General features: G+C 69.3%; 14 protein-coding genes and 2 pseudogenes. 6 read left to right on the top strand and 10 right to left on the bottom strand.

Annotated elements, in window-relative coordinates; genetic code table 11:
* Nucleotides 1-537: 537 nt before the first annotated feature.
* On the bottom strand, nucleotides 538-1,878 hold the full coding sequence (locus tag ACGFYV_RS09705) for a tetratricopeptide repeat protein (RefSeq protein WP_393877820.1): 1,341 nt from the start codon (nucleotides 1,876-1,878) through the stop codon (nucleotides 538-540).
* Nucleotides 1,879-2,027: 149 nt separating this feature from the next.
* On the opposite strand from ACGFYV_RS09705, the gene ACGFYV_RS09700 reads away from it, so the two are divergent.
* From ACGFYV_RS09700 to ACGFYV_RS09680, 5 genes are all read left to right on the top strand, one after another.
* Nucleotides 2,028-2,252, top strand: a complete 225-nt coding sequence (locus tag ACGFYV_RS09700; RefSeq protein ID WP_393877819.1) for a hypothetical protein — start codon at nucleotides 2,028-2,030, stop codon at nucleotides 2,250-2,252.
* Nucleotides 2,249-2,395 (top strand): hypothetical protein, encoded by a 147-nt coding sequence (locus ACGFYV_RS09695; RefSeq protein WP_393877818.1) that lies wholly within the window; start codon nucleotides 2,249-2,251, stop codon nucleotides 2,393-2,395. Before ACGFYV_RS09700 ends, ACGFYV_RS09695 begins: the two co-directional genes overlap by 4 nt.
* 443 nt (nucleotides 2,396-2,838) lie before the next feature.
* The gene (locus ACGFYV_RS09690; RefSeq protein ID WP_393877817.1) at nucleotides 2,839-4,194 is read left to right on the top strand and encodes an asparagine synthase-related protein; all 1,356 of its coding nucleotides are present in this window, start codon (nucleotides 2,839-2,841) and stop codon (nucleotides 4,192-4,194) included.
* Nucleotides 4,191-4,937, top strand: coding sequence for a class I SAM-dependent methyltransferase (locus ACGFYV_RS09685; RefSeq protein WP_393877816.1), 747 nt, complete (start codon nucleotides 4,191-4,193; stop codon nucleotides 4,935-4,937). The genes ACGFYV_RS09690 and ACGFYV_RS09685 overlap by 4 nt, the downstream gene beginning before the upstream one ends.
* A 640-nt stretch (nucleotides 4,938-5,577) precedes the next feature.
* Nucleotides 5,578-5,931 carry a hypothetical protein gene (locus tag ACGFYV_RS09680; protein ID WP_393877815.1) on the top strand — a complete coding sequence of 118 codons (354 nt, stop codon included), beginning with the start codon at nucleotides 5,578-5,580 and terminating at the stop codon, nucleotides 5,929-5,931.
* A 180-nt stretch (nucleotides 5,932-6,111) separates the two neighbouring features.
* Here ACGFYV_RS09680 and ACGFYV_RS09675 read toward each other — a convergent pair whose 3' ends face one another.
* The 5 genes and pseudogenes from ACGFYV_RS09675 to ACGFYV_RS09655 form a co-directional block, all read right to left on the bottom strand.
* Nucleotides 6,112-7,395 (bottom strand): tyrosine-type recombinase/integrase, encoded by a 1,284-nt coding sequence (locus ACGFYV_RS09675; protein ID WP_393877814.1) that lies wholly within the window; start codon nucleotides 7,393-7,395, stop codon nucleotides 6,112-6,114.
* Nucleotides 7,395-7,579: pseudogene (locus ACGFYV_RS09670) on the bottom strand (helix-turn-helix domain-containing protein). Before ACGFYV_RS09670 ends, ACGFYV_RS09675 begins: the two are co-directional and overlap by 1 nt.
* A pseudogene (locus ACGFYV_RS09665) lies at nucleotides 7,572-8,967 on the bottom strand (replication initiator). The pseudogenes ACGFYV_RS09670 and ACGFYV_RS09665 overlap by 8 nt, the downstream one beginning before the upstream one ends.
* On the bottom strand, nucleotides 8,964-10,826 hold the full coding sequence (locus tag ACGFYV_RS09660; protein WP_393877813.1) for an ABC transporter ATP-binding protein: 1,863 nt from the start codon (nucleotides 10,824-10,826) through the stop codon (nucleotides 8,964-8,966). The pseudogene ACGFYV_RS09665 and the gene ACGFYV_RS09660 overlap by 4 nt, the downstream one beginning before the upstream one ends.
* 530 nt (nucleotides 10,827-11,356) lie before the next feature.
* Nucleotides 11,357-11,581, bottom strand: coding sequence for a hypothetical protein (locus tag ACGFYV_RS09655; RefSeq protein ID WP_393877812.1), 225 nt, complete (start codon nucleotides 11,579-11,581; stop codon nucleotides 11,357-11,359).
* Between the two features lie 310 nt (nucleotides 11,582-11,891).
* Here ACGFYV_RS09655 and ACGFYV_RS09650 point away from each other — a divergent pair, with 310 nt between their 5' ends.
* Entirely contained in the window at nucleotides 11,892-12,170 is a 279-nt protein-coding gene (locus tag ACGFYV_RS09650; RefSeq protein WP_393877811.1) for a hypothetical protein, read from the top strand.
* Between the two features lie 111 nt (nucleotides 12,171-12,281).
* Here ACGFYV_RS09650 and ACGFYV_RS09645 read toward each other — a convergent pair whose 3' ends face one another.
* The 4 genes from ACGFYV_RS09645 to ACGFYV_RS09630 all read right to left on the bottom strand — a co-directional run bounded on the left by ACGFYV_RS09645 (nucleotide 12,282) and on the right by ACGFYV_RS09630 (nucleotide 19,312).
* Nucleotides 12,282-13,199: a hypothetical protein gene (locus ACGFYV_RS09645; RefSeq protein ID WP_393877810.1), complete on the bottom strand. Its 918-nt coding sequence runs from the start codon at nucleotides 13,197-13,199 to the stop codon at nucleotides 12,282-12,284.
* A 289-nt stretch (nucleotides 13,200-13,488) separates the two neighbouring features.
* The gene (locus ACGFYV_RS09640; RefSeq protein ID WP_393877809.1) at nucleotides 13,489-14,772 is read right to left on the bottom strand and encodes an SGNH/GDSL hydrolase family protein; all 1,284 of its coding nucleotides are present in this window, start codon (nucleotides 14,770-14,772) and stop codon (nucleotides 13,489-13,491) included.
* 63 nt (nucleotides 14,773-14,835) lie between these two features.
* On the bottom strand, nucleotides 14,836-17,253 hold the full coding sequence (locus ACGFYV_RS09635) for a glycoside hydrolase N-terminal domain-containing protein (protein WP_393877808.1): 2,418 nt from the start codon (nucleotides 17,251-17,253) through the stop codon (nucleotides 14,836-14,838).
* Between the two features lie 130 nt (nucleotides 17,254-17,383).
* Nucleotides 17,384-19,312, bottom strand: coding sequence for an alpha-galactosidase D (locus ACGFYV_RS09630; RefSeq protein WP_393877807.1), 1,929 nt, complete (start codon nucleotides 19,310-19,312; stop codon nucleotides 17,384-17,386).
* Nucleotides 19,313-19,480 lie beyond the last annotated feature (168 nt).

Below are 19,480 nucleotides of genomic sequence, written 5' to 3'. Positions count from 1 at the left end.
CACGCGCCGCAACGACACGCACAGAAAAGCCGATCACGGCCACCGTCAACCATCAGCTGGGATCGAACTGTCAAGCATCTACCGGGACCGGACAGCTCGGCCCGTGGGTGAGCTGTTCAGAGTTTCTTTACTTGATCAAGGGCGTCCCGCTGACGCGGCCCGCGCGCGCCCGGCCCTGCGGGGCCGCCGCCCGCTCCTGTCTCCGCCCCGCTGGCGACGGCCGCCGACCACTCGGCGCGCAGATCCCGGGAGCATAGGCCGGACTCCAACTCGGAAGCCCCGCTGTCCGACCGCTCAGCAGCAGACTGGCCGGGCACCCGAGAGGCCGTCCGGCGAGCTCGTACCGTGTGGCGTCGGCATCCCGGCGGAGCTGTCGTCCGGAACGCTGGCCGTGGTGCCTGGCTGGGGGCCGTGACGATGGAGATAACTGGGCTGAGGCCGGCGCGGGTTGCTGGAGACACACGTGGCGGGTGATCTCTCGGCGCACCCGCCGTCGTGGCTGACTTTCTGTGGCTGAGCTCGAAGTCGGGGCGGGGATCAGGCGACCAGCGACGGTGGCGCGATCGTCCGTGCTCGCTCATACAGGTCGCGGGCCGCCGCGTTTTTCAGATGTGGGCGCAAGAGGCCGAACATCGACTTCACGCGGTCGTCGGCGCGGCCGGACTGCACCTTGGGGTAGTCATCGAGGGCCTGGTGCCAGGTGGTGCAGGCCGCTTCCAGGTGGCCGAGTTCCAGCTGTCGTTCGGCCAACAGGCCACGACGGTGTACTCGCGTGCGTTGGTACACGCTGGGGCGGAGCCGGTCGGCTTGTTGCATGGCTTCGACGGCTCCGGACCTGTCGCCGAGTTCGTAACGTACCTGGCTGACGTGATAGTTGAGCGAAGAGGGGTCGTACGAGCCGAACGCCTTGCCGCGCGACTCGGCACGGTCCATGGCCGCCTCAGCCTTCCAGATGTGGCGCAGCGCGCCAGTACGGTCGCCGGTCTGCGCGGCGGCATGAGCCTGCTGACCGGAGAGGAAGGCCAGCATCCGGGGGCCGGCCTTCGGGGAGGCGGCGGCAGCGGCATCGGCCAGCTCCATGGCCTTCGCCCCGTGGCGGAGGTCGACCGCCTGGACGCTCATCCCCCGCAGGGTGGTGCAGTACGTCAGGTGGTCCTCAGCCGCGCCCGCCAGCTCCAGGGCCTTGACGTAATAGCGCTGCGCGAGGCCGTGCAGCCCTTCGTCCACGGCCATGTAGCCGGTCAGGTAGAGCAGGTCCGAGGCGGCGGACAGCATGGCCTTGCGCACCTCCTCGGGTGCGTCGGCACGCAGGTAGGAGGCCACCGTGTTGACCATGAACGAGGCAGCCATGGGGCGTGCATGACGGCCGCCGAACTCGTCGTCCAGTTCCGAGACACGTTCGGTCATGGCGATGACCATGTCCACTTCGTTCATGCCGATGCGTGTGGCGCGGCCGGACTGGACGGCATCGGCACGCCCGACCACATCAGGCCAGCCGGGAATGGTGACGGCCACGGAGAACAGGCCGACACCCAGGACGCTGCGGCGGGACGGGTCCATATCCAGCCTCCCCAGGTCGATCACCCCTTCCACGGTATCCGTAGCTGCGGAGGAGCGATCGCGTGGAACGGGCAGTCCCGCTTCGCCATGGGTGACGGGTCGGCCGAGGCGGCGGGCGAGGGCTTCGAGGACGCATGCACGCACCGCACCGCGAGGGACGGTGCCGCTGAGCCAATGGCTCACCGCCGATTCGTCGTAGCGCAGGGGAGTGCCGGTCTCGGTGCCGACGCGGTTCACCGCCCGCGCGAACTGGCGGTGAGTCCAGCGGCTCTCGGCGAGCAGGCGCCCCAGTGCCACGTTCGGTTCACGCTTGGCCATGCCCTCAACTTCCCTTGCTCTTGCGAACTTTCAAGGCTTTCAAGTCCTGGCGCTGCGGCAACGGTACCGCTGTGCGTGGTCGTGCGGTTGCGTAGAGGCAGCAGGAAACGGCGAGACCTCGCCGCAGCCGTCGTCTGAGGGACTGATGGATGAGAAGCGAAGCACGGGCCCGCCTGGCCCGAATGACCGAGGAGCTGGGCACGGACGGGGTGTTGAGGATCGACACCTACGAGGGCGCGGATCTGCCGCTGGGTTCGAATCGGTTCCCGCCATGCCGCTGCCCGCAGCACCGCCGCACCACGCCTGAGGATGGGGCGAAGTTGAGCGCCGCAGTACGCGAGGTCAACGAGCGCAGCCGTGGAGAGCGACTGTGAAGGGGCCGGCCGCAGTCGTCGGCCGCTACGCCGGACCGTTCCTGATCCTCACCATCTCGGGATCGGTCGGCTTCGTCGGCATGGCCGCCGCATCCACACCCACTGACTCCTCCCCGTCACGCGTCCAGGCGCCCCGCCTGTGACGAGGGAGGGCCCGCCGCTCGAAGCGGCGGGCACCCCGACCGGCTGCCTTCTTCGCAAGGGTCCGGCAGCCGGACGGGTCCAACTCCGCAGCATCAGCCGCGGAGTCCACTGAAAACCGTAAGGGAGAAAGCGATGAACGTGGACGAGCTGTTCACCGGCGACCTGATCACCGGCGTCCCGACCGTAGAGGCCGCGCTGTTCGACAAGATGCCGGGCGGTGGCGACAACAACGGCGACCACTGCAGCAAGTGATCCAGGGCTGAGGCCAGGCGGGGCGGGGTCGTTCGCGGCCCCGCCCCGCCGCACGACATCGGAAAGGGACGACATGCTGTCGATGCGTTTGCGCCTGACCGATCTCCAGGATCCCAAGTGGAGTTCGCAGGGCGGCCGTTGGATCAACGGCGAGAGTTGGATCGAGCCCGCGAACGTGTCCACGCTGGTCATGGAGGTCAACGACGACCAGGCACCGCGCGTACGGGTCCGGGTGAAGGAGTGTAAGCGGGGTGAGGCCGATTTCATCGAACTCACCATGGAGCCCGGACAAGCCCGCCTGGCGGCAGGCGTCTTCGGCACAGCTCCGCTCTACCTGACAGAGAAGGCCGGCGCACTGCACGCCTCATGGGACCTGACGATGCTGCGACCGCATCTACAGGCTGACGGCCTGGTGTCACGCGTCGTCGCCCGAACGTTGACGAGGCAACACCGCTACACGTCCGAGACGCTGTTCGAAGGCGTCTACCGCCTCACCGAACGGGCATCGGCCACGTTCACCACCTCGGGACTCAGCATCCACTACCCGGAGCCGGCCGAACACGTCCTTGAGCCGCGTACGCTGCGGCCCGGCGTTGATCCACTCGCCGCTCTGCACGAGTTGCTGACCGATGTGATCCGCCAGGCGCCGACAGCAACCGGGTGCGTGGGCGTCGAGCTGTCCGGCGGCGCGGACTCCGGAAATGTCGCCCTGGCTGTGAAGGCCGCCCGCTTCCCCGAGGTGCACAGCTTCGGCCTGCTGGTGGGAGGAAGCACCGGCAGGCAACAGAGCGAGCGACGCCGGGCCTTTGCGGAGCACTGCGACTTCCGGGACACGGCCACCCCCGCCATGCAGCACCCACCCTTCTGCCCCGGAGGCGTACGAGCCCTGCGCAAGCCGCACGATCCGGCGGGAGCCTTCTACCAGGAGGCGTTCGACGTCGTACGCGAGCAGGCAGCCGCCCGGCGGTGCGAGGTCATGTTCACGGGCAGCGGCGGAGACGAGATCAACGCCCACCACTCCAGAACGCAAGCCGAACTGCCGACGCCGGAACCCGTGCCGTGGCTCGGCAGCAAGGCTGTCCGAGCGCTCGCCGAGGTGAACGAGCACCTGGCCCCTATTCCGGTGCTGCCCGTACCGACCCTGATGGCGTTCGGGATGCACAACCCCGGATTCCTCCGGGCAGGAGTCTGGCCAGTGAGCCCGCTCGTGCACCCGCGGATCGTGCGGTTCATGGAGCAGCTACCGCACGAGCACAAGCGCGGCAAGGCGCTTTTCCGCGAGCGGATCCGGCGGGCCGGGCTGCCCGAGTGGGTGGCCGAGCCGGCCGAGCCGGAAAACTTCCTGGCTGTCTTGGAGAAGGGGCTGCGGTCCTACGGTTTGCCCGTACTGGACGACATGCTGAAGGAGTCCATCCTGGTGGACGTCGGCTACGTTGACGGGAAGGCGCTCGCCGAGGCGCGGAGGGATGCCGACGCTGCCCCGGTCGTTCCCGATCTGTTGTGCGACGTGCTCGCGCTGGAGGTCGGACTGCGAAGCCTCATGTGACCAGCCCCAACACGGAAGCCGAGCACGTGGAAGCCACCAACCTCCTGTACCGCGATCCGGCGCTCTACGACCTGGTCCAGTCCGACAGCGCGAGCGCCGGGATGTGCCAGACCCTGATCGAGCTGCACCGGCCGGCCGCCCGGACCCTGGTCGACTTCGGATGCGGCACCGGCCGGGACCTGGAGATCCTGGCCAAGAGCTTCGACTGCATCGGCGTGGACCTCCAGCCCGGCCTGGTCGACCACGCCCACCAGGCCCGGCCGGAGCTGGACATCCGCACCGGCGACATGCGCACCGTACGACTCGGCCAGCGCATGGACGTAGTGACCTGTATGGGCAACAGCCTCGCCTACGTGCACGACAACGAGGAGATCAGCCAGGTCTTCGCCACCTTCGCGGCCCACGCCCGGCCGGGCGCACTGCTCGTGCTGTGCTCCCCAATCGCCCCGATCACCCAGACCGATCCGACCACGGCAGCGGTGGACACACCAAGCGGACCCGCGGCGGTCACCATCCGATATGAGTGGGACCTGCGGACCCAGATCAACACCATGCACCGACATTGGGTGCTCCCCTCGGGCGAGGAGGCCCAGGACGAGATCCGCAGGCGTGTCCTGTTCCCCCGCGAACTGGAGCGTTACGCGGCGGGTGCCGGCTTCGAGGTCCTGGACATTCTCGACGGCACAGGGGCACGGCTCACCGCCCCAACCGCGTACACGGTGGCCCGATACGCCCAGAGATGAAGGCGAGGCGGAAGACGGCGCCAATTCCCGCCGCCCCCGCCGCTGACGGCAGTAGCGACGGCAACACCCACGGATTTCCGCGCACAACCACGGACACCAGCGGAACCCGAAACCGCCGCTGATCTGCGAATACGCAGATAGAGAGGGGTCGCGTAGCACACGTACTATGTGCTGGCGGGCGAGACGCCGGTCCTCGTTCACAACAGCGGACCGTGCGGCCCGGCCAAGGGAGCAGCGGGCGAAGCAAGAGCTGTCCAGGAGCTTCAGGACCGGGGTTACACGATCATGGGGACGCACGTGAAGCTTGAAGCTAAAGACGGGACGATATCGTATGTTGATGTCGTCGCAACCAGGAATGGCCCCGGCTTGGGTGCGCCCGAGTATTTTGAAGTGAAGAATGGACCTTCGGCCAGACTGTCACCGCAGCAGAAGACTGTGTATGGGCAGCTTGGGGACAGCGGGAATGTAATTCTGCGATCCGACCAACTGAGTAGCTGGGGCTTGAAGAGTGGCGATTTGCTCCCGCAGGCCGACGTCAACGTGATCCTTTATGGCGGGGCAAAGGCATGGTAGGAGGAGTCAGGGAGGGAGCATTGGCAAGCGCCGAGCTCTGCTGCACGCGAGACGAGGTGAGTGAAAGATGAGCTACGACCTGGCGGTTTGGCAAGGGGATGTGCCGTCCAATGATCGCGAAGCGGCTAGGGTGCATAATCACCTGTACGACGAGTACCTCGATGGCGATGAGCTGTTCCCGGTAGTAAGCGTCGTCGCCGACTTCCTGGCCGCCCTCACTGGGCGCTGGCCTGATAGGGATACCGGAGACGATACGCCCTGGGCTGCAACGCCACTTTCCAAAGGGGCAAGTGGGCCATACGTTTACATCGCGCTCGCGTGGAGTAGTGCAGATATGGCGTCCGCGTATGTGGCACAGGTTGCCAACAGGTTTGGACTGAACTGTTTTGACCCTCAGATGAAGATGCTTCGGTCAGGGTAGCTTCGACTCTCTTGGGAGTTTTCTGAGGGGCCCAGTATCAGGGTTAGCTCTCGGTCGCATGAAATGTTGGCGTGAAACGAATCCCGCTTAATGGGTCGATAGCGCCAGCAAAGTGAAGCCCCGTCAGGTGCGTCCTGGCGGGGCTTCTGCGTGGGGTGACGGCAGTAGTTGACGGCAACGTCAGCGGACGGGTGCTGCACACAGTGGTGGTTCGTCGCCGTCGTCGGGCCGGGAGGCGGGGTTGCGGAGAGCGTTGCCGAGGAGGTCGATGGCGTCGCGTTGGAGGCGGAGTCGGACGTGAGCGTAGACGGTGGCGGTGACGCCGATGTGGGCGTGGCCGAGGAGTTCCTTGATGACGACGAGTTCGACGCCCTGTTCCAGGAGCAGCGTGGCGGTCGAGTGGCGGAGGTCATGGAAGCGGATGCGGCGGAGGCCGGCCTTGCGGAGGAGCGTGGTGAAGGTGCGGGTGAGGTTGGTGGGGTCGATAGCTCCGCCCTGCGCAGTGGTGAACACGTGCCCGCTGTGCTGCCACGCCGGGCCTACGGCCTCGCGCTCGCGCTGCTGCTGCTCGTGGTGGAGCTTCAGCGAGCGGACGCAGCGGGTGGGGATGGCGATGCGGCGCTCGGAGGCCCGGGTCTTGGTGGGCAGCGTGGTGAGCCCGCCTGCGCTGGTGCGCTGGAGGGTTCGGCGGATTGCGGCGGCGCCCGCGTCAAGGTCGAGGTCTTCCCAGCGCAGGCCGAGGAGTTCGCCCTTGCGGAGTCCGGTGTGGAGCGCGAGTTCGAACAGCGCGTGCAACCGGTGTCCGCGCGTGGCCGCGAGGAACTGGCGGGCTTCGTCGGCGGTGAGGGGTTCGAAGCGTCGGGGCCGTGGGGTGCCGGTGCGGACGTTGCGGGCGACGTTGCGCGGGATCTCCTCTTCGCGGACGGCGTGTTCCAGGGCGGACTTGAGCACCGAGTGAATGTAGGTGAGTGTCAGCGGGGAGAGCAGCTTGTGGCAGCACTGGCCGACGGCACAGCAGCGGGGCTGGTCGCGCCGGGCGTCGAGGCGACGGGTGCAGCACTGGCAGGTGGTTCGGAGCTGATTGAGCCAGGTGCGGACGTCCTTGGCGGTGAGCTTAGTGAGCTTCTTCTTGCCCAGGCCGGTAATGAGGTACCGGTTGACGCAGGCGGCGTACCGCGTATGGGTGTTCTCGCGGAGGTGGTGTATGGCGACGTTCTCCAGCCAGTACGTCAGGTACGCGGCCACGCTGCCTTGCGCGCAGGGGACGGGTAGGCCGCGGTTGCTGGCGGCGATCTTCTCGGTGAGCTTGGCCAGGGCGTCTTTGCGGGTGGTGCCGTAGACGCGGACGCGGCGGCGGGTGTTGCCGGGGGCGAGGACGTATCCGGCGGCTTCCCAGCGGCCGTCCTTGCGCTGGTAGACGGTCCCCTCCCCGTTGGCGCGAGTCCTCTTGCGCGGTACGGGCATCAGGCGACCCCTTCCAGGTGATGGCGGATGTATGTGTCGAGGGCGGAGGCCGGAATACGGCGGGCACGGCCGATCGTGAGGGAATGCAGCCGGCGGGAACGGATCAGGTCGTAGACCGTAGAACGGCCTAGCTTCAGCCGTGTCGCATGACCTCTGGGACCGTCAGCAGCTCGTCGTCAGGCATGAGTGGGTTCTCCTTCCGCTCTGGGGGCGGGTCCGAGGGATGCGGCGAGCCATGTTTCGGCGGGGCTGAGGCCGGTGCCGGCGAAAACCCAGTGCGCCAGGACGTACGTCGTGTCCGGGTAGGGGCTGGCGGCTGCTGCCGATTGTGCGCGGCGCCATTCGGCGCGGGCGTCCGCGGAGGGTGCCGAGGGTGGTGGAGTAGCGGCGGGACTTGGTGGAGAAGTGGCGGCGGAAGCCGAGCATGTGGGCCCAGGCGCGTAGGCGGAGGCGTTCGAGGTCTTTGCTTGCGCCAAGGGCCCTGGCCGGCGGACTGCCGGCGGGGGGATGCTCTGCCGCGTGCCGGCGGATCAGGTCACCGAGACCCGGGCTCAGGTGCAGCTGTTCCAGCGTGTCCGGGGTGAACCACCGCAGCAGCACGCCCTCTTGCAGCTCCACCGTCTCCGGATCACCGCTCCAGCGGCCCACGAAGACCTGGATCGGCACCGCGAAGCCGTCGACGCTCGTCGCCTCTTCCACGGCATACGGCGTCAAGCCTATCATCTCCAGGCCCGGGACATCTTCGGCGAGCTCCCGCCGCAAGGTCGCCTCCAGGCCGGCCTCCTCCACCGTACGGCCGCCGCCGAGGAGAGCGAACGTGCCAGGGGCCCAGATTCCTTCACGCTGGTCCCGCAGGTGAAGCAGGTATCTGCCGTGGCCGTCGTGGATCAGGGCGGAGGCGTTAACGGGCTCTGGCCGCCCGTCGAGGCCCTGGTCTCGGGCGGCCAGGAGCTTGGCACGCAAGGTCGGGGACCTGACGTCGGCGAAGTCGAGCCACCGGGCGCCGGCAACCTCATCGTCCTGCAAGGTGAGCCGGGGATGCTGCTCGGGCACGAGGCAGAAGACGAAGCGGAAGTCGAAGTGCTGGTGGGAGCCTTCGCCCTTGGCGGCGTTGGCGTCGATGTCGATCGGAGCCCCGAGGAACTGCGGAGTCAGGCACAGGTCGCCCGGCCGGATGCCGGTCTCCTCGCACACTTCCCGCAGCGCCGCGGCCAGGAGCGTCCGGTCGTCCTCGACATGGCCACCCGGAGCGAGGAGCAGCCCCGTGACCTTGTGGCCGATGTGCGGAAAGCGTTGGTCCCGGTCGATGACCGCCGCGCCGCAAGTGACGTGACCGGGGAGCGTGGCACGGCCGGCCGGGGCGTCGGCTCCGTCCAGGAGGGACAACAGCCCGGCCAGGGATTCCCGTTCGTGTGGATGCCGGGCCAGGTACGTCTCGGTGGTCGCGCGGATGGGGGAACGGGTGAGCGGCACGTCATCACCTCGGGACGGCATGGGAAGGGCGGGGTCGTCCGCGGCCGTGGGTGCGGACGCTTCGGTGGGGCGTACAGAGGTGGCGCCGGGGCCGCTCATGCGGGGGTCTCGCGCTTATCGCCGTCCGGCTCGGACGTGATCTGGTAGGACAGCAACTGCTGAAACAAGCCGGCCTGTTGGGAGAGCTGGGCGTAGGTGCCCTGCTGGACGATTTTGCCGTCGTCGAGGACCAGGATGCGGTCGGCGATGGCGACATTGGTGATGCGGTGGGTCACCAGCAATACCGCCCGGTCCCGGGCGAGGTCCCGAAGCCGCTGGAAGATGCGGTACTCGGCGCGGGGATCCAGGTTCGCCGTCGGCTCGTCGAGCACCAGCAGACCGGCCTGGCGGAAGAACGCTCTCGCCAGGGCGATGCGCTGCCACTGGCCGCCGCTCAGTTCCTCCCCGTTGAGCCACTCGCGGGCCAGGAGGGTGTCCAGGCCGGCGCCGAGCTTGTCGACGACTTCGTCAGCGTCGGCCGCCTTGCACGCCTCGCGGACCGCCGCGTCGCCGCGCGCCGTGGGCTGTCCCTGGGTCACGTTCTCCCGCACGGTCAGCGGCCAGTGCGCGTAGTCCTGCGGCACGAGGGCGACCTGGCGCCACAGAGCCTGCGGATCGGCGCCGTCGGTGGGGACGCCGTCCCACAGCACCTGCCCGTCTGTGGGCAGGTAGAGGCCGCTGACCAGCTTCGACAGCGTCGACTTGCCCGAGCCGTTGAAGCCCACCAGCGCGGTGACCTCGCCGCGGCGCAAGGTGAGAGAGACGTCGGACAGTGCGTCGCGGTCCTTGCCGGCATACCGGTGGGTGACCGACTTGACCTCGATCGTCTCCGGCGGCTCAGGGCGGTGCGGACCCCGGTGCATACGGAAGCCGCCGGCCTTGTCCAGGAAGCCGCTCCAGTCGTCCATGTACAGCCCCGTCCGCACGGCGCGCGCACCGACGGCCACCAGGCCGCGGACCGACATGCCTACCGTCTGCAGGGCGAAGACGGCCGTCCCGGCATGCCCGACGGTGATACGGCCGGTCGCGAGCAGCCATACGACCGCCGCCCACACCACCGCCGACCCCAGCCCTCCGCACACCGCGCCGACCAGGGACATCCGGGCGCCCTTGTCGGCCGCGGCCCGGTCCTCGCGGTTGATCCGGGCGACCGTCTGCCGGTACCGGCCGGACAGGAAGTCGGCCATGGTGCCGGCGCGGATCTGGTCCGCGGCGTCCTTCGTGTAGATGTGCCAGCGCAGCACCGACAGCATCCGGTTGTCGCCGTTGCTGCGGAGGTTCGCCAGGTACCGGACGCGCGCGGCACTCACCTGGGCCAGGGCCTGCGGGAGGCTGGCTGCGACGAGGAGGGGAAGGAGGACCCAGTGCACGCCGGTCAGCACGATCGCCCCGGCGAGGAAGCCGGCCCCCGACGCGATCAGGTCCTGGCCCTCGTTGATCAGGTCGCCGGTGACCTGGGCGCCGCGGTCGGCGGCTTCCCTGTCACGGTTGAAGTCAGGGTCGTCGTACGCGGACAGCTCGACCTCGGCGCAGCCGGTGAGCAGCATCTGTTCGGCCTCGCGGGACATCAGCGGGCCCAGCCGGGAGGAGAGCCAGTTGACGGTGATGCCGAGGAGCGCGCGTACGCCGGCGGCCCCGGCGAGCAGGGCGACGGAGGGCCACGCCTGAAGGAGCCGGTGGTAGACGTCTCCGCTGCGCAGCAGGGCGGTCAGGGTGCCGGCGATGGCGACCAGGCCCAGGGCCTGCATCACGCCGGTGACGGTCTGGCACAGCAGGAGGCCGACGGTCGCTCGTCGGTCGACGCGCCAGGCGAGAGCCAGCGAGCGGCGGACCAGTTGCGGCAGGCGGCGGGCCATGTCGCGCATCCGGATCGAGCGGCCGGCTGCCTCGCGGCTGCCGGTCAGGTCGACGTACCGCATCTGAGGCTCGGGAGTGGCCGCGGGCGAAACGCCCCCCGGCGAGGGTGCGGACGGTCCGGAGGACGGAGTGGAGGGCGACGCTGCGGGGGTGGTGCGCGGTCCCGGAACACTGGCGGCTGAGGCATCGGTGGGCTCACTCATGCCGCCCACCCCGTATCCGGACGTGCTGAGCTGAGCTTGTCGTCAATGCTGTGCGTGATCACGCCGGGCCGCCGTTCGATTCCGGGAGGCTGCCGCAAGGGGGCAGGAGTGGGATGCATGGCGTGTCCTCCGTCTGGGCGTCGGTGTGGCACTGATGCTCTAAAAACGCACTGGACCTGGTCCCGTCACGGCCCGATCGGAGGGCATTTGGTGAACAGGAGTTCTCATGCCAGGGGCAGGGCGGGCGGGCTCTGGGCGGTCGCGACTCAAATTCGTTCGATCAGGTCGGTTCACTCCTTCAGGGGGGTGCGGACAGCACGGACCGGGCCGCAGCGGAATTCCGCCGCGGCCGTGCGGTGGGTGTTCAGGGCAGGACCGGCGGGAGGGTGTCAGATGTTGAGGGTGGTGAAGGCGACGGAGGGGAATCGGCGGCCGTTGACCTGGAGGGCGAGGGAGTAGGAGCCCGGTGAGACCCTCCACCGTGCGGTCGAGCGCAGCGGGTACGCCTTGGCGAGCCGCAGTTCCTGGCCGGCTTCGGCTCTGGCACGGCGCAGGAAGGAGACCTTCTCCCACGGCCGGCCGTTCAGCCCCGTGGTGGCGATCACGATCATCACGTGGACTGGTGTGGTGGTGGCGGTGAGAGCGGCGGAGAAGTTCAGGGTGTCGCCGTCGCGGAGTCCGGTGCGCTCCAGGACGAGGGGGGTGAGCGCGATGGGCGCGTCGTGGGCGTAGCCGAGGATCGCGTAGGCGGGCGGCCAGCCCCCCCTTCAGCCGGTTGCGCAGGGCGCCTCGGGCGATGAAGGCGAAGTGCTCGTCCGAGAGTCGGCCCGACCGCTTCCACCGCTGAAGGGTGGTCAGCACGAGGTCGGGCCGGCCGGCGGCGATGTCGCTGAGGTGGTTGGCGACGGAGGTGCGGACGTAGCGGTGAGCGTCGTCGTAGAGCTGATCGAGGACGGGCAGTGCCGCGTCGACGGGCAGCTGGATCCGTGGAGCCCAGGGCAGCAGGGGCCGGGTGGCCTCGCTCGCCGGCCTGCGCACCCGGAAGTCGTCGTCGTACCCCTCGTCGATGTCACCCCCGTGACCATCGCCCTCGCCTACAGCACCCACCGCTCCATGCCCGCCATCGGCAGATTTGCCCAGCTCGCGCGCGAGCGCCTGGGCGCGGACGTGCGACCGCCGGCCGAGCAGGGCATCAGCCGGTGAGCACGGCGCACCGGCACAAGCGCTCACGCGCGCACGACGGCGGACCCGGCGGGTCGGCGGATCAGCCGGAGTGGTTCCGCAGGAGGTTGCTCCACAGGCGTCGCAGGCTCGTCAGCCCGCCGTTGGTGGAGGTGAGCAAGGTGGCGTTGCCGACGAGGAGGTCACCGGCGAACAGGCCGGCGCGCGACTGCAGCAGTGCGTCGAACGTCTCCGCCACGTCCGGATGGGCCGCCACGTCCGGATGGGCCGGGGCGCCGGGGTCGATTCGCTGACGCGCGAGCACCTCCAGGTCCGCCGGCGCGGCACCGTGGCGTTCGAGGTGCGGCAGATGGGGGTGGCGTGGGGCACGCCGTCGAGGAGGCCGAGCCGGTCGCGGTCGGGTGCGGGCAGGATCGCGGCGGGCGAGCCGCCCGCCGCGACGGCCGGCCGTAGCCCGAAGCGGTTCACCACCGGGACGCCCAGGCCTGCGAGCAGGGAACGGCCGTATCCACCGAATCCCTGCCGCGGGGGCAGGGTGCGGTCGCCGTGATGGGCGGACTCGGCGGCCTGCACGGCCAGTCGCTGCCCTTCGTCCGGGGCCGTGGTGGCGCCGACGTTGTGATGGAGGCCGACGAACACCAGGTTGCCGGGGACGGCGAGGAAGTCGCGCACCGCGGCGATCTCGGTGTCGGTGGCCACTTGGCGGGTGCGGTCGGAGTCGAAGCTGATGACGACCAGGGTGTCGAGCGTACCGAGCGGCAACTCGTCCAGCCCGGTCGTCCGGCCGTCGTCGGTCACCCGCTCGACCTCCCGGGCCGCAGGGCCGCACACGGAGGCGAACTCGGTGAAGTTCCGGCGCAGTACGTGGTCGATGAAGCCGGCCACGCCCTGGTCGAAGCACTCGGCGTCGGCGAACTCGGTGAGCTGAGGGAACAGGAAGCGGCGGCTCTCGAACAGGGCCGGGAAGCGGTCCTCGATGACGACGAGCGGCGCACCCGTCTCCGCGGGTCGGCTCCACGCGTAGTAAATGCCGACGGCTCGATGCGTCAAGACGGCACCTCTCGTTCGGTGAACCGGAGCGTCTCATCCCATCACGCGACGCGGCGACGATGCGGGGGAGCGTAGCCGGGGGCGGGTACGTGTCGCCCCATCGGAGAAACGTGTACGTGAGGCGCACATGTGGCGGAGGCGCACATGTGGTGGCGGCACACATGTGCTGGTCGGCGCCCACGAGCCGTTGCCCGGCCCGTGGGCGCCCACCCCCTGGAAGGCCCCACCCCCTGGAAGGCCCCACCCCTGGAAGGGCCCCACCCCTGGAAGGGCCCTGTGCCTGTGTGCGTCAGCTACGCAGCAGGCGCAGGTCGATCGCGTCGGCCATGGCCTTCATACCCGCGTCGTTGGGGTGGATGTGGTCGCCCGAGTCGTAGGCCGGGTTGAGGGCGGCCGGGTTCGCGGGGTCACGCATGGTCTTGTCGAAGTCGATGACGCCGTCGAAGGCGCCGCCGGTGCGGATCCACTGGTTGACGCTCTGCCGGATCGCCTCGGCGTCCGGCGTGTAGTAGCCGTTGCCCTGGTCGGGCATCAGAGTCGCGCCGATGACGTCGACATGGGCGGCGTGGGCCTCGTCGATCAGGGTGCGGTAGCCGTCGATGAGGTCCTGGGCGCTCAGCGGCCCGCCGTCGGGGCCGGCGTTGTTCCCGATGTCGTTGATGCCCTGGAAGAGGATCACGTCCTTGACGCCCGGCTGACCGAGGGCGTCGTGCCCGAAGCGCTTCAGGGCGCGGACCCCCTGCCACAGGTTCGGGACGTCGGTCAGGACCCGGTTGCCGCCGATGCCGGCGTCGACGACACTCAGCTTCTGCGGGCCCGGCCCGGCGCCCAGCCGGCGTCCGAGGAAGTCGGGCCACCGGGTGTAGGTGCCGGTCGAGGAGTGGTAGCCGTCCGTGATGGAGTCGCCGAAGGCGACGACCGTGCCCCTCGCGGTCGAGGACAGGACGTCCAGCCCGGCCAGGTAGTACCAGGAGGTCGTGGTGGAGCCGAACGCGGCGGCGCTGTCGTCGCCGGTGTGGTTGCCGAAGGCCGTGTAGGTGGTGTCGAAGGCGTCGGAGTGCCAGGTCGACATGCCCGTCGTGCCGGGGACGTAGAGGCTGACGAGCAGGTTCTCCCCGGCGCTGACCGAGATCGGGACGACGTCGCTGACGGCTTCCTCGCCGGCGGGGATGGTGACGTGGCGGGAGCCGCCGAAGGTGACGTTCCGTATGGTGCCACGGGTCGCCGCGCCGCCGCTCGCCTGGACCGCGACGTCCACTTCGGTGAGGTCGAGCGGGGTGGTGCTGTACCGGTTGGACAGCGTGATGCGCGCGCCCGTGCCCGCGACGCTGCTGTGGACCACCATCCGTATGGTCTGGTTGCTGAAGGACGGGCCGCCGGTCGTCATGCTGGGCGACCAGGCGCTGACCCGGGTGGTCCTGCCCGACGACGAGGACGTGGTGGCGCTCGCCGCGTTCGCGGTGCTCAACGCGGCGACCGTCAGGGCCATGCCGGTCAGCGCGCCGGCCACGGTCAGCAGGGTTCTGCGACGCGGACGGCGACCCGCCGCCGCGTACTCCTTGTTGGGTGACATCGTCGATCTCCACTCTGGTCGTCGTCCGCGGACACCATGGACTGCCGCTTGTGGGAACCGGCCTCAGCCGAGGTTGCCGAGCGTGACGGACTGACCGGGCTTGAGGCTGATCCTGCGTGAGGCGCCGCCCGCGAGGACGGTCGTGTCACGGCCGCCGACGCTCTTCAGCGTCACCTGTGTGACCTTGCCGTTCTTCCACCTGAGGTCGGCGACGAAGCCGCCGCGGACACCGACGCCGGACACCGAGCCGGACGCCGCCCACGCCGCGGGCAGGGCGGGCAGCAACTCGACGTGACCCGGCCGCGAGTAGACCAGCATCTCGACGATCGCGGAGGGGGTGCCGAAGTTCGCGTCGATCTGGAAGATGCCGCGGCCGCCCCCCATGTCCATGATGTCGAAGAGGTTCGGCGCCGAGCCGTTGCTGCCGTTCGCGGACGGCTTCAGGTTGTTGACGACGAGTTGGTAGGCCTTCTCCGCGTTCTTCAGCCGCGCCCAGCACAGGCTGCGCCATGCGTTGGACCAGCCGTAACTGTCCATGCCGCGGGCCGTCAGGAGGGCTGTCGCGCCAGCGAGGATGTCCTTGGGCGTGGAGTCGTCCGGGCGGATCCGGTCGCCGGGGAAGAGACCGATGAGCGGGGAGAGGTGCCGGTGGGTGGTCTCGCCGAGGTTGTCGGGCGACATCCACTCCTCCAGCCAGCCCGACTTCGGGCTGACCACGGGCAGGTAGAGGCGCCGGCGCAGAGCGTCGACGGTCGCGCCGTAGGAGGCGTCCTTGCCGAGCACCTCGGTCGCGGTGAGGTAGTTGCCGAAGAGGTTCCACACCAGTTCCTGGGCGTAGGTGATGCCCTTGGCGTCCTGCGGACCCTGCTCGGGGGACCAGTCGCTGTCGTCGACGAGGACCTCGCGCGAGACGCCGGAGGCGTCGGTGACGGTCGTGGTGACGAGGCGGGCCTCCCAGAACTCCACGGCGCCCTTGAGGAGGGGATAGATCCTGTCGAGGTAGGCGCGGTCCTGGGTGAACTCGTAGTGCTCGAACAGGCTCTGGCAGAGCCAGGCGTTCGCGCCCGGGTGCCACCACCAGCCGCTGCCGCCGTAAGGGTTGGTGGAGAAGGCGACGGCCCAACCGGCGACCTTGCCGCTGGAGTTGCGGAACCTGTTGGCGGGAGTGTTGAACAGCCGCTGGGTGGCCTCCGTCCAGGAGGGCAGCTGTGCGAGGCAGTAGTCCGCGAACGTGCCGAAGCAGTCGGACAGGCCCGCCCGGTCGGCCATCCAGTAGTTCATCTGGAGGTTGACGTCGGTGTGGTAGTCGCCCATCCAGTCCGGGTCGTTGCCGTCCAGCCACGGACCCTGCAGGCCCATCGGCAGGGTGCCACGGGATCCGGAGATCATCAGGTAGCGGCCGAACTGCAGGTAGGCGGCCTCCAGTTCCGGGTCCGGCACGTCGTCCCGGTAGCGGGCCTGCACCCGTTGCCAGGTGTCAAGACCGCGCTGCGCGCCGGAGGATGTGCCCAGATCGATGTTCAGCTGCTCGAACACCGGGCGGAAGTCGGCGACATGGGTGTTCAGCAGTGTGGTGGCGGAGTGGCCGGCCGCGTTCAGGACCTTGGTCCGCGCCAGTCGCTCCGGGTCCAGGGACGGGTCGCGGAAGCCGGCGGCGGAGTCGGGCGTGTAGTTCGTGCCGCCGCTGAACACGACGGTGAGGTCCTTGCAGCCGCTGAAGGAGATCGCCCCACCCGTGACGGTGACCTTGCCGGTGCCGCTGTACGCGGTGACGGCGGCGCCGTACTTCAGCCCGTTGGCGAAGGAGGCGCCGAACGAGGCGCAGCGCCCGGTGCCGCCCGCGGTGGTGGACTCGCCGTGCGTGCCCGCGAGGGAGACGGTGCCGGTGTAGGTGCCGCCGCCCTGCTGGGAGAAGTACAGGACGATGACGTCGTCGGGGCGGCTGGCGAAGATCTGCCGCCGGTAGGTGACGCCGGACAGGTCGTACGACGCGCTGACGAGGCCCTGGGCCAGGTCCAGGGTGCGACGGTAGTCGTTGACGGCGCCCAGGTCGTGGGCCGGGATGTCGACGGTGAGTTCGGCCAGCAGGGTCAGGGAGCCGAAGTCGTCCCGGCCGTAGGGGAACTGGCCGTCGTCCTGCAGGGTGTCGTTGCGGCCGCCGGTCCACAAGGTGGCGTCGGAGACGGTCAGCAACTCGCTGGAAGGGTCGTTGCCCGCGAGCGCCCCGAGGCGCCCGTTCCCGACCGGCAGACCCTGCTGGATCATCGAGTGGGAGTCGCTAGGAGCCTGCCACCACAACTGGTTCTTCGCGGCGGCGGCCCCGGACAGCAGGGGGGACGAGGTGGGACGCAGGGGGGCCGCCGAGGCGGTGAAGGCGGGCAGAGCGCCGAGGGCGGCGGCCGTGCCGGCCGCTGCGGCAAGGGCGAAAAATCCCCTGCGGCTCGGGTGGTTGTCGCGCGATGCGGTGTGCTTGGTGTCCACGTTGTGCACTCCATGTCCGGGGAACGGCGCATGCGGGAACGACGGACCGGGGCCGTCGGAAGGTGTGTGAGGCGAGTACGCCGGGCGCGGGTCCCGGGTCGTGGCTGACCCGGGACCCCCCCGGGACGGGTCAGGCGGAATCGGGTACGTCGATCCTGTCGATGTCAGGCGAGTAGTCCCAACCGCTGTCGAAGGTGAGGGAGTTGGAGCCCGCCTTCAGGGCCAGCTGGACGCTGACCGTCTCGACCGTGCCCCAGTCGCCCGTGGAGGGGAACCTCAGGCTGGTGCCGTTGCCGCTGTTGGAGTAGACGGTCACCGAGCGGGGGTCGCCGCTGACGTAGGCGACCTTGACGGTGTAGATGCCGGCCTTCTTCACCTTGACGTCGTTGAACTGCAGCTTGCTGTCGAGGTAGAGGTTGCCGATCTTCTTGCCGCCGGAACAGGCGTCGCACGTGGCGAGGGAGGAGTTCCCGGTCAGGGTGTTGTTCGCGGACTCGGCCTCGTACGCGGTGGTCGAGAGCGATGCGCCGCCGGGCCTGACGGTGAACAGCCGGGAGCCGTGCGCGGGCAGCGCCGCGGTGATGCTGTTCTTGTACGAGCCGAGGTTCTGGTGGTTCCACAGGTCGCGCACGGAGGCGGTGCCCGTGAAGCCGAAGGACGCCCAGTAGGCGGTGACGGAGGCCGGTGAGCTGCCGAGGTTGAACAGGGCGACGGTGTAACTGCCGTCGGAGTTCCGGGTCCCCCAGACCTGCTGGTCGCCCATCGGAGTGACGGGACGTGCGACGGGCGAGTCGTTCTGGTCGACGCCGATGACTTCCTGGTTGGTCAGCAGGGACAGGCCGTAACTGTCCAGCCGGGTGAGGTCGTCACCGGTGAACAGCGGCGACTTGTTGATGGCCCACAGGGTCATGTAGCTCTGCCGCTCGGCGTTGGTGAGGCCGTCCATCGCCCCGTTGCCGACGTCGAGCGCGTCGAGGTCGTTCCAGCCGCCGGGGCCCGCCTTGCGGCTCCACGCCGGGGCGTCGTTCCACCGGTCGTCGACCGAGTTCTCCCAGGTGACCAGGGTGTTGCAGTAGCACTCGACGTCGGTGTCGATGCGCCAGCCGTTGGAGTACTTCTTCCAGTCGGCGGCGTGACCGATGTCGAGCGACCAGGAAATCTCCAGATGCATGGGGCGACCGGTGTCGGCGATGGCCTTGTGCCAGGCGGCGATGTCCGGCACGTTGTCGTAGTTGTCACCGGACTTGAACGAGCCGGGGCCCACCCCGTCCACCTTGAGGAAGTCGTATCCCCAGTCCGCGAGCATCTGGGCCTGGGAGTCGATGTACTTCTGCGCGCAGGAGTTGTCGAAGTTCACCTTGTAGGCGCTGTCCCAGCCGTTGGTGGTGCGCAGGTCCGGGTAGACGATGTCCGCGGTGGTGCAGCCGGGGGCGTTCCATATCGGCACCTTGCCGTCGCCGTACGCCCCTTTCTCCAGGCCGACGGGGAGGTAGATGCCGGCCTGGAGGCCCTTGGCGTGGATGTGGTCGGCGACCGCCTTCATGCCGTGCGGGAAGCGGACCGGGTCGGGCGTCTGCCGGCCGTACTGGTCGAACTCGGTTGTCCAGTCGCGGTCCATCCACCAGCCGGCGTCGATGTTGACGTGGTCGTAGCCGTACGGCTTCAGCGTGGTGGCGAGCGCGTCGGTCTGCTTCAGGACGTTCGCCTCGGTGAGGTAGCTGTAGTTGCCGTCCGGGTTCAGGCCCGGGTACTGGGAGGACTGCATGCTCCAGCTGGACCAGCCCATGTACGGCTTGGCCGCCGGGCCGGAGGCGGCGTCCGCCGTAGTGGCGGCCGAGGTCAGGGACGCGGCCGAGGTGACGGACCCGGTCGACATGCCGGAGGCGGTCGAGGACGTGGCGGCGGACGCCGTGGCCCCGGTGGCGGCGGCAGGGACCGCGGCGGCCGGGATCGCTGTGGCGAGTCCGGCCGTGACGGCCAGGACCAGCGTGGCTCTGATCGTACGGCGCGGGAAGCCGGGGAGGGCTCCGCGCAGGGCTCTGTAGGGGGATGACCGCATGGGTCGCCTCCTGGTGGCGGGGGTGAGAGGGATGGTGCGGTGCTGCCCGGTGGGGGACGGGCGTCGGTGAGCCGGCTGTCCTTCTGGAGGGCCCCGCGAAGCGGGCGGCGTTGAGAGCGGGCGGCGGCGAGTGCGGGCGGTGAGAGCGGCTGGCGAGTGCGGGTGGCG

The sequence above is a fragment of the Streptomyces sp. NPDC048297 genome (assembly GCF_043201585.1).
Classification (GTDB): Bacteria; Actinomycetota; Actinomycetes; order Streptomycetales; family Streptomycetaceae; genus Streptomyces.
The sequence above is the reverse complement of the archived record's forward strand: the minus strand, read 5'-3'. Positions and strand labels throughout refer to the sequence as shown.

Coding starts and splice junctions, on each gene's coding strand:
- ACGFYV_RS09675 (WP_393877814.1), bottom strand. CDS start 7,395: ATGCCCGTACCGCGCAAGAGGACTCGCGCCAACGGGGAGGGGACCGTC.
- ACGFYV_RS09630 (WP_393877807.1), bottom strand. CDS start 19,312: ATGCGGTCATCCCCCTACAGAGCCCTGCGCGGAGCCCTCCCCGGCTTC.
- ACGFYV_RS09680 (WP_393877815.1), top strand. CDS start 5,578: ATGAGCTACGACCTGGCGGTTTGGCAAGGGGATGTGCCGTCCAATGAT.
- ACGFYV_RS09640 (WP_393877809.1), bottom strand. CDS start 14,772: ATGTCACCCAACAAGGAGTACGCGGCGGCGGGTCGCCGTCCGCGTCGC.
- ACGFYV_RS09660 (WP_393877813.1), bottom strand. CDS start 10,826: ATGCGGTACGTCGACCTGACCGGCAGCCGCGAGGCAGCCGGCCGCTCG.
- ACGFYV_RS09705 (WP_393877820.1), bottom strand. CDS start 1,878: ATGGCCAAGCGTGAACCGAACGTGGCACTGGGGCGCCTGCTCGCCGAG.
- ACGFYV_RS09700 (WP_393877819.1), top strand. CDS start 2,028: ATGAGAAGCGAAGCACGGGCCCGCCTGGCCCGAATGACCGAGGAGCTG.
- ACGFYV_RS09690 (WP_393877817.1), top strand. CDS start 2,839: ATGGAGGTCAACGACGACCAGGCACCGCGCGTACGGGTCCGGGTGAAG.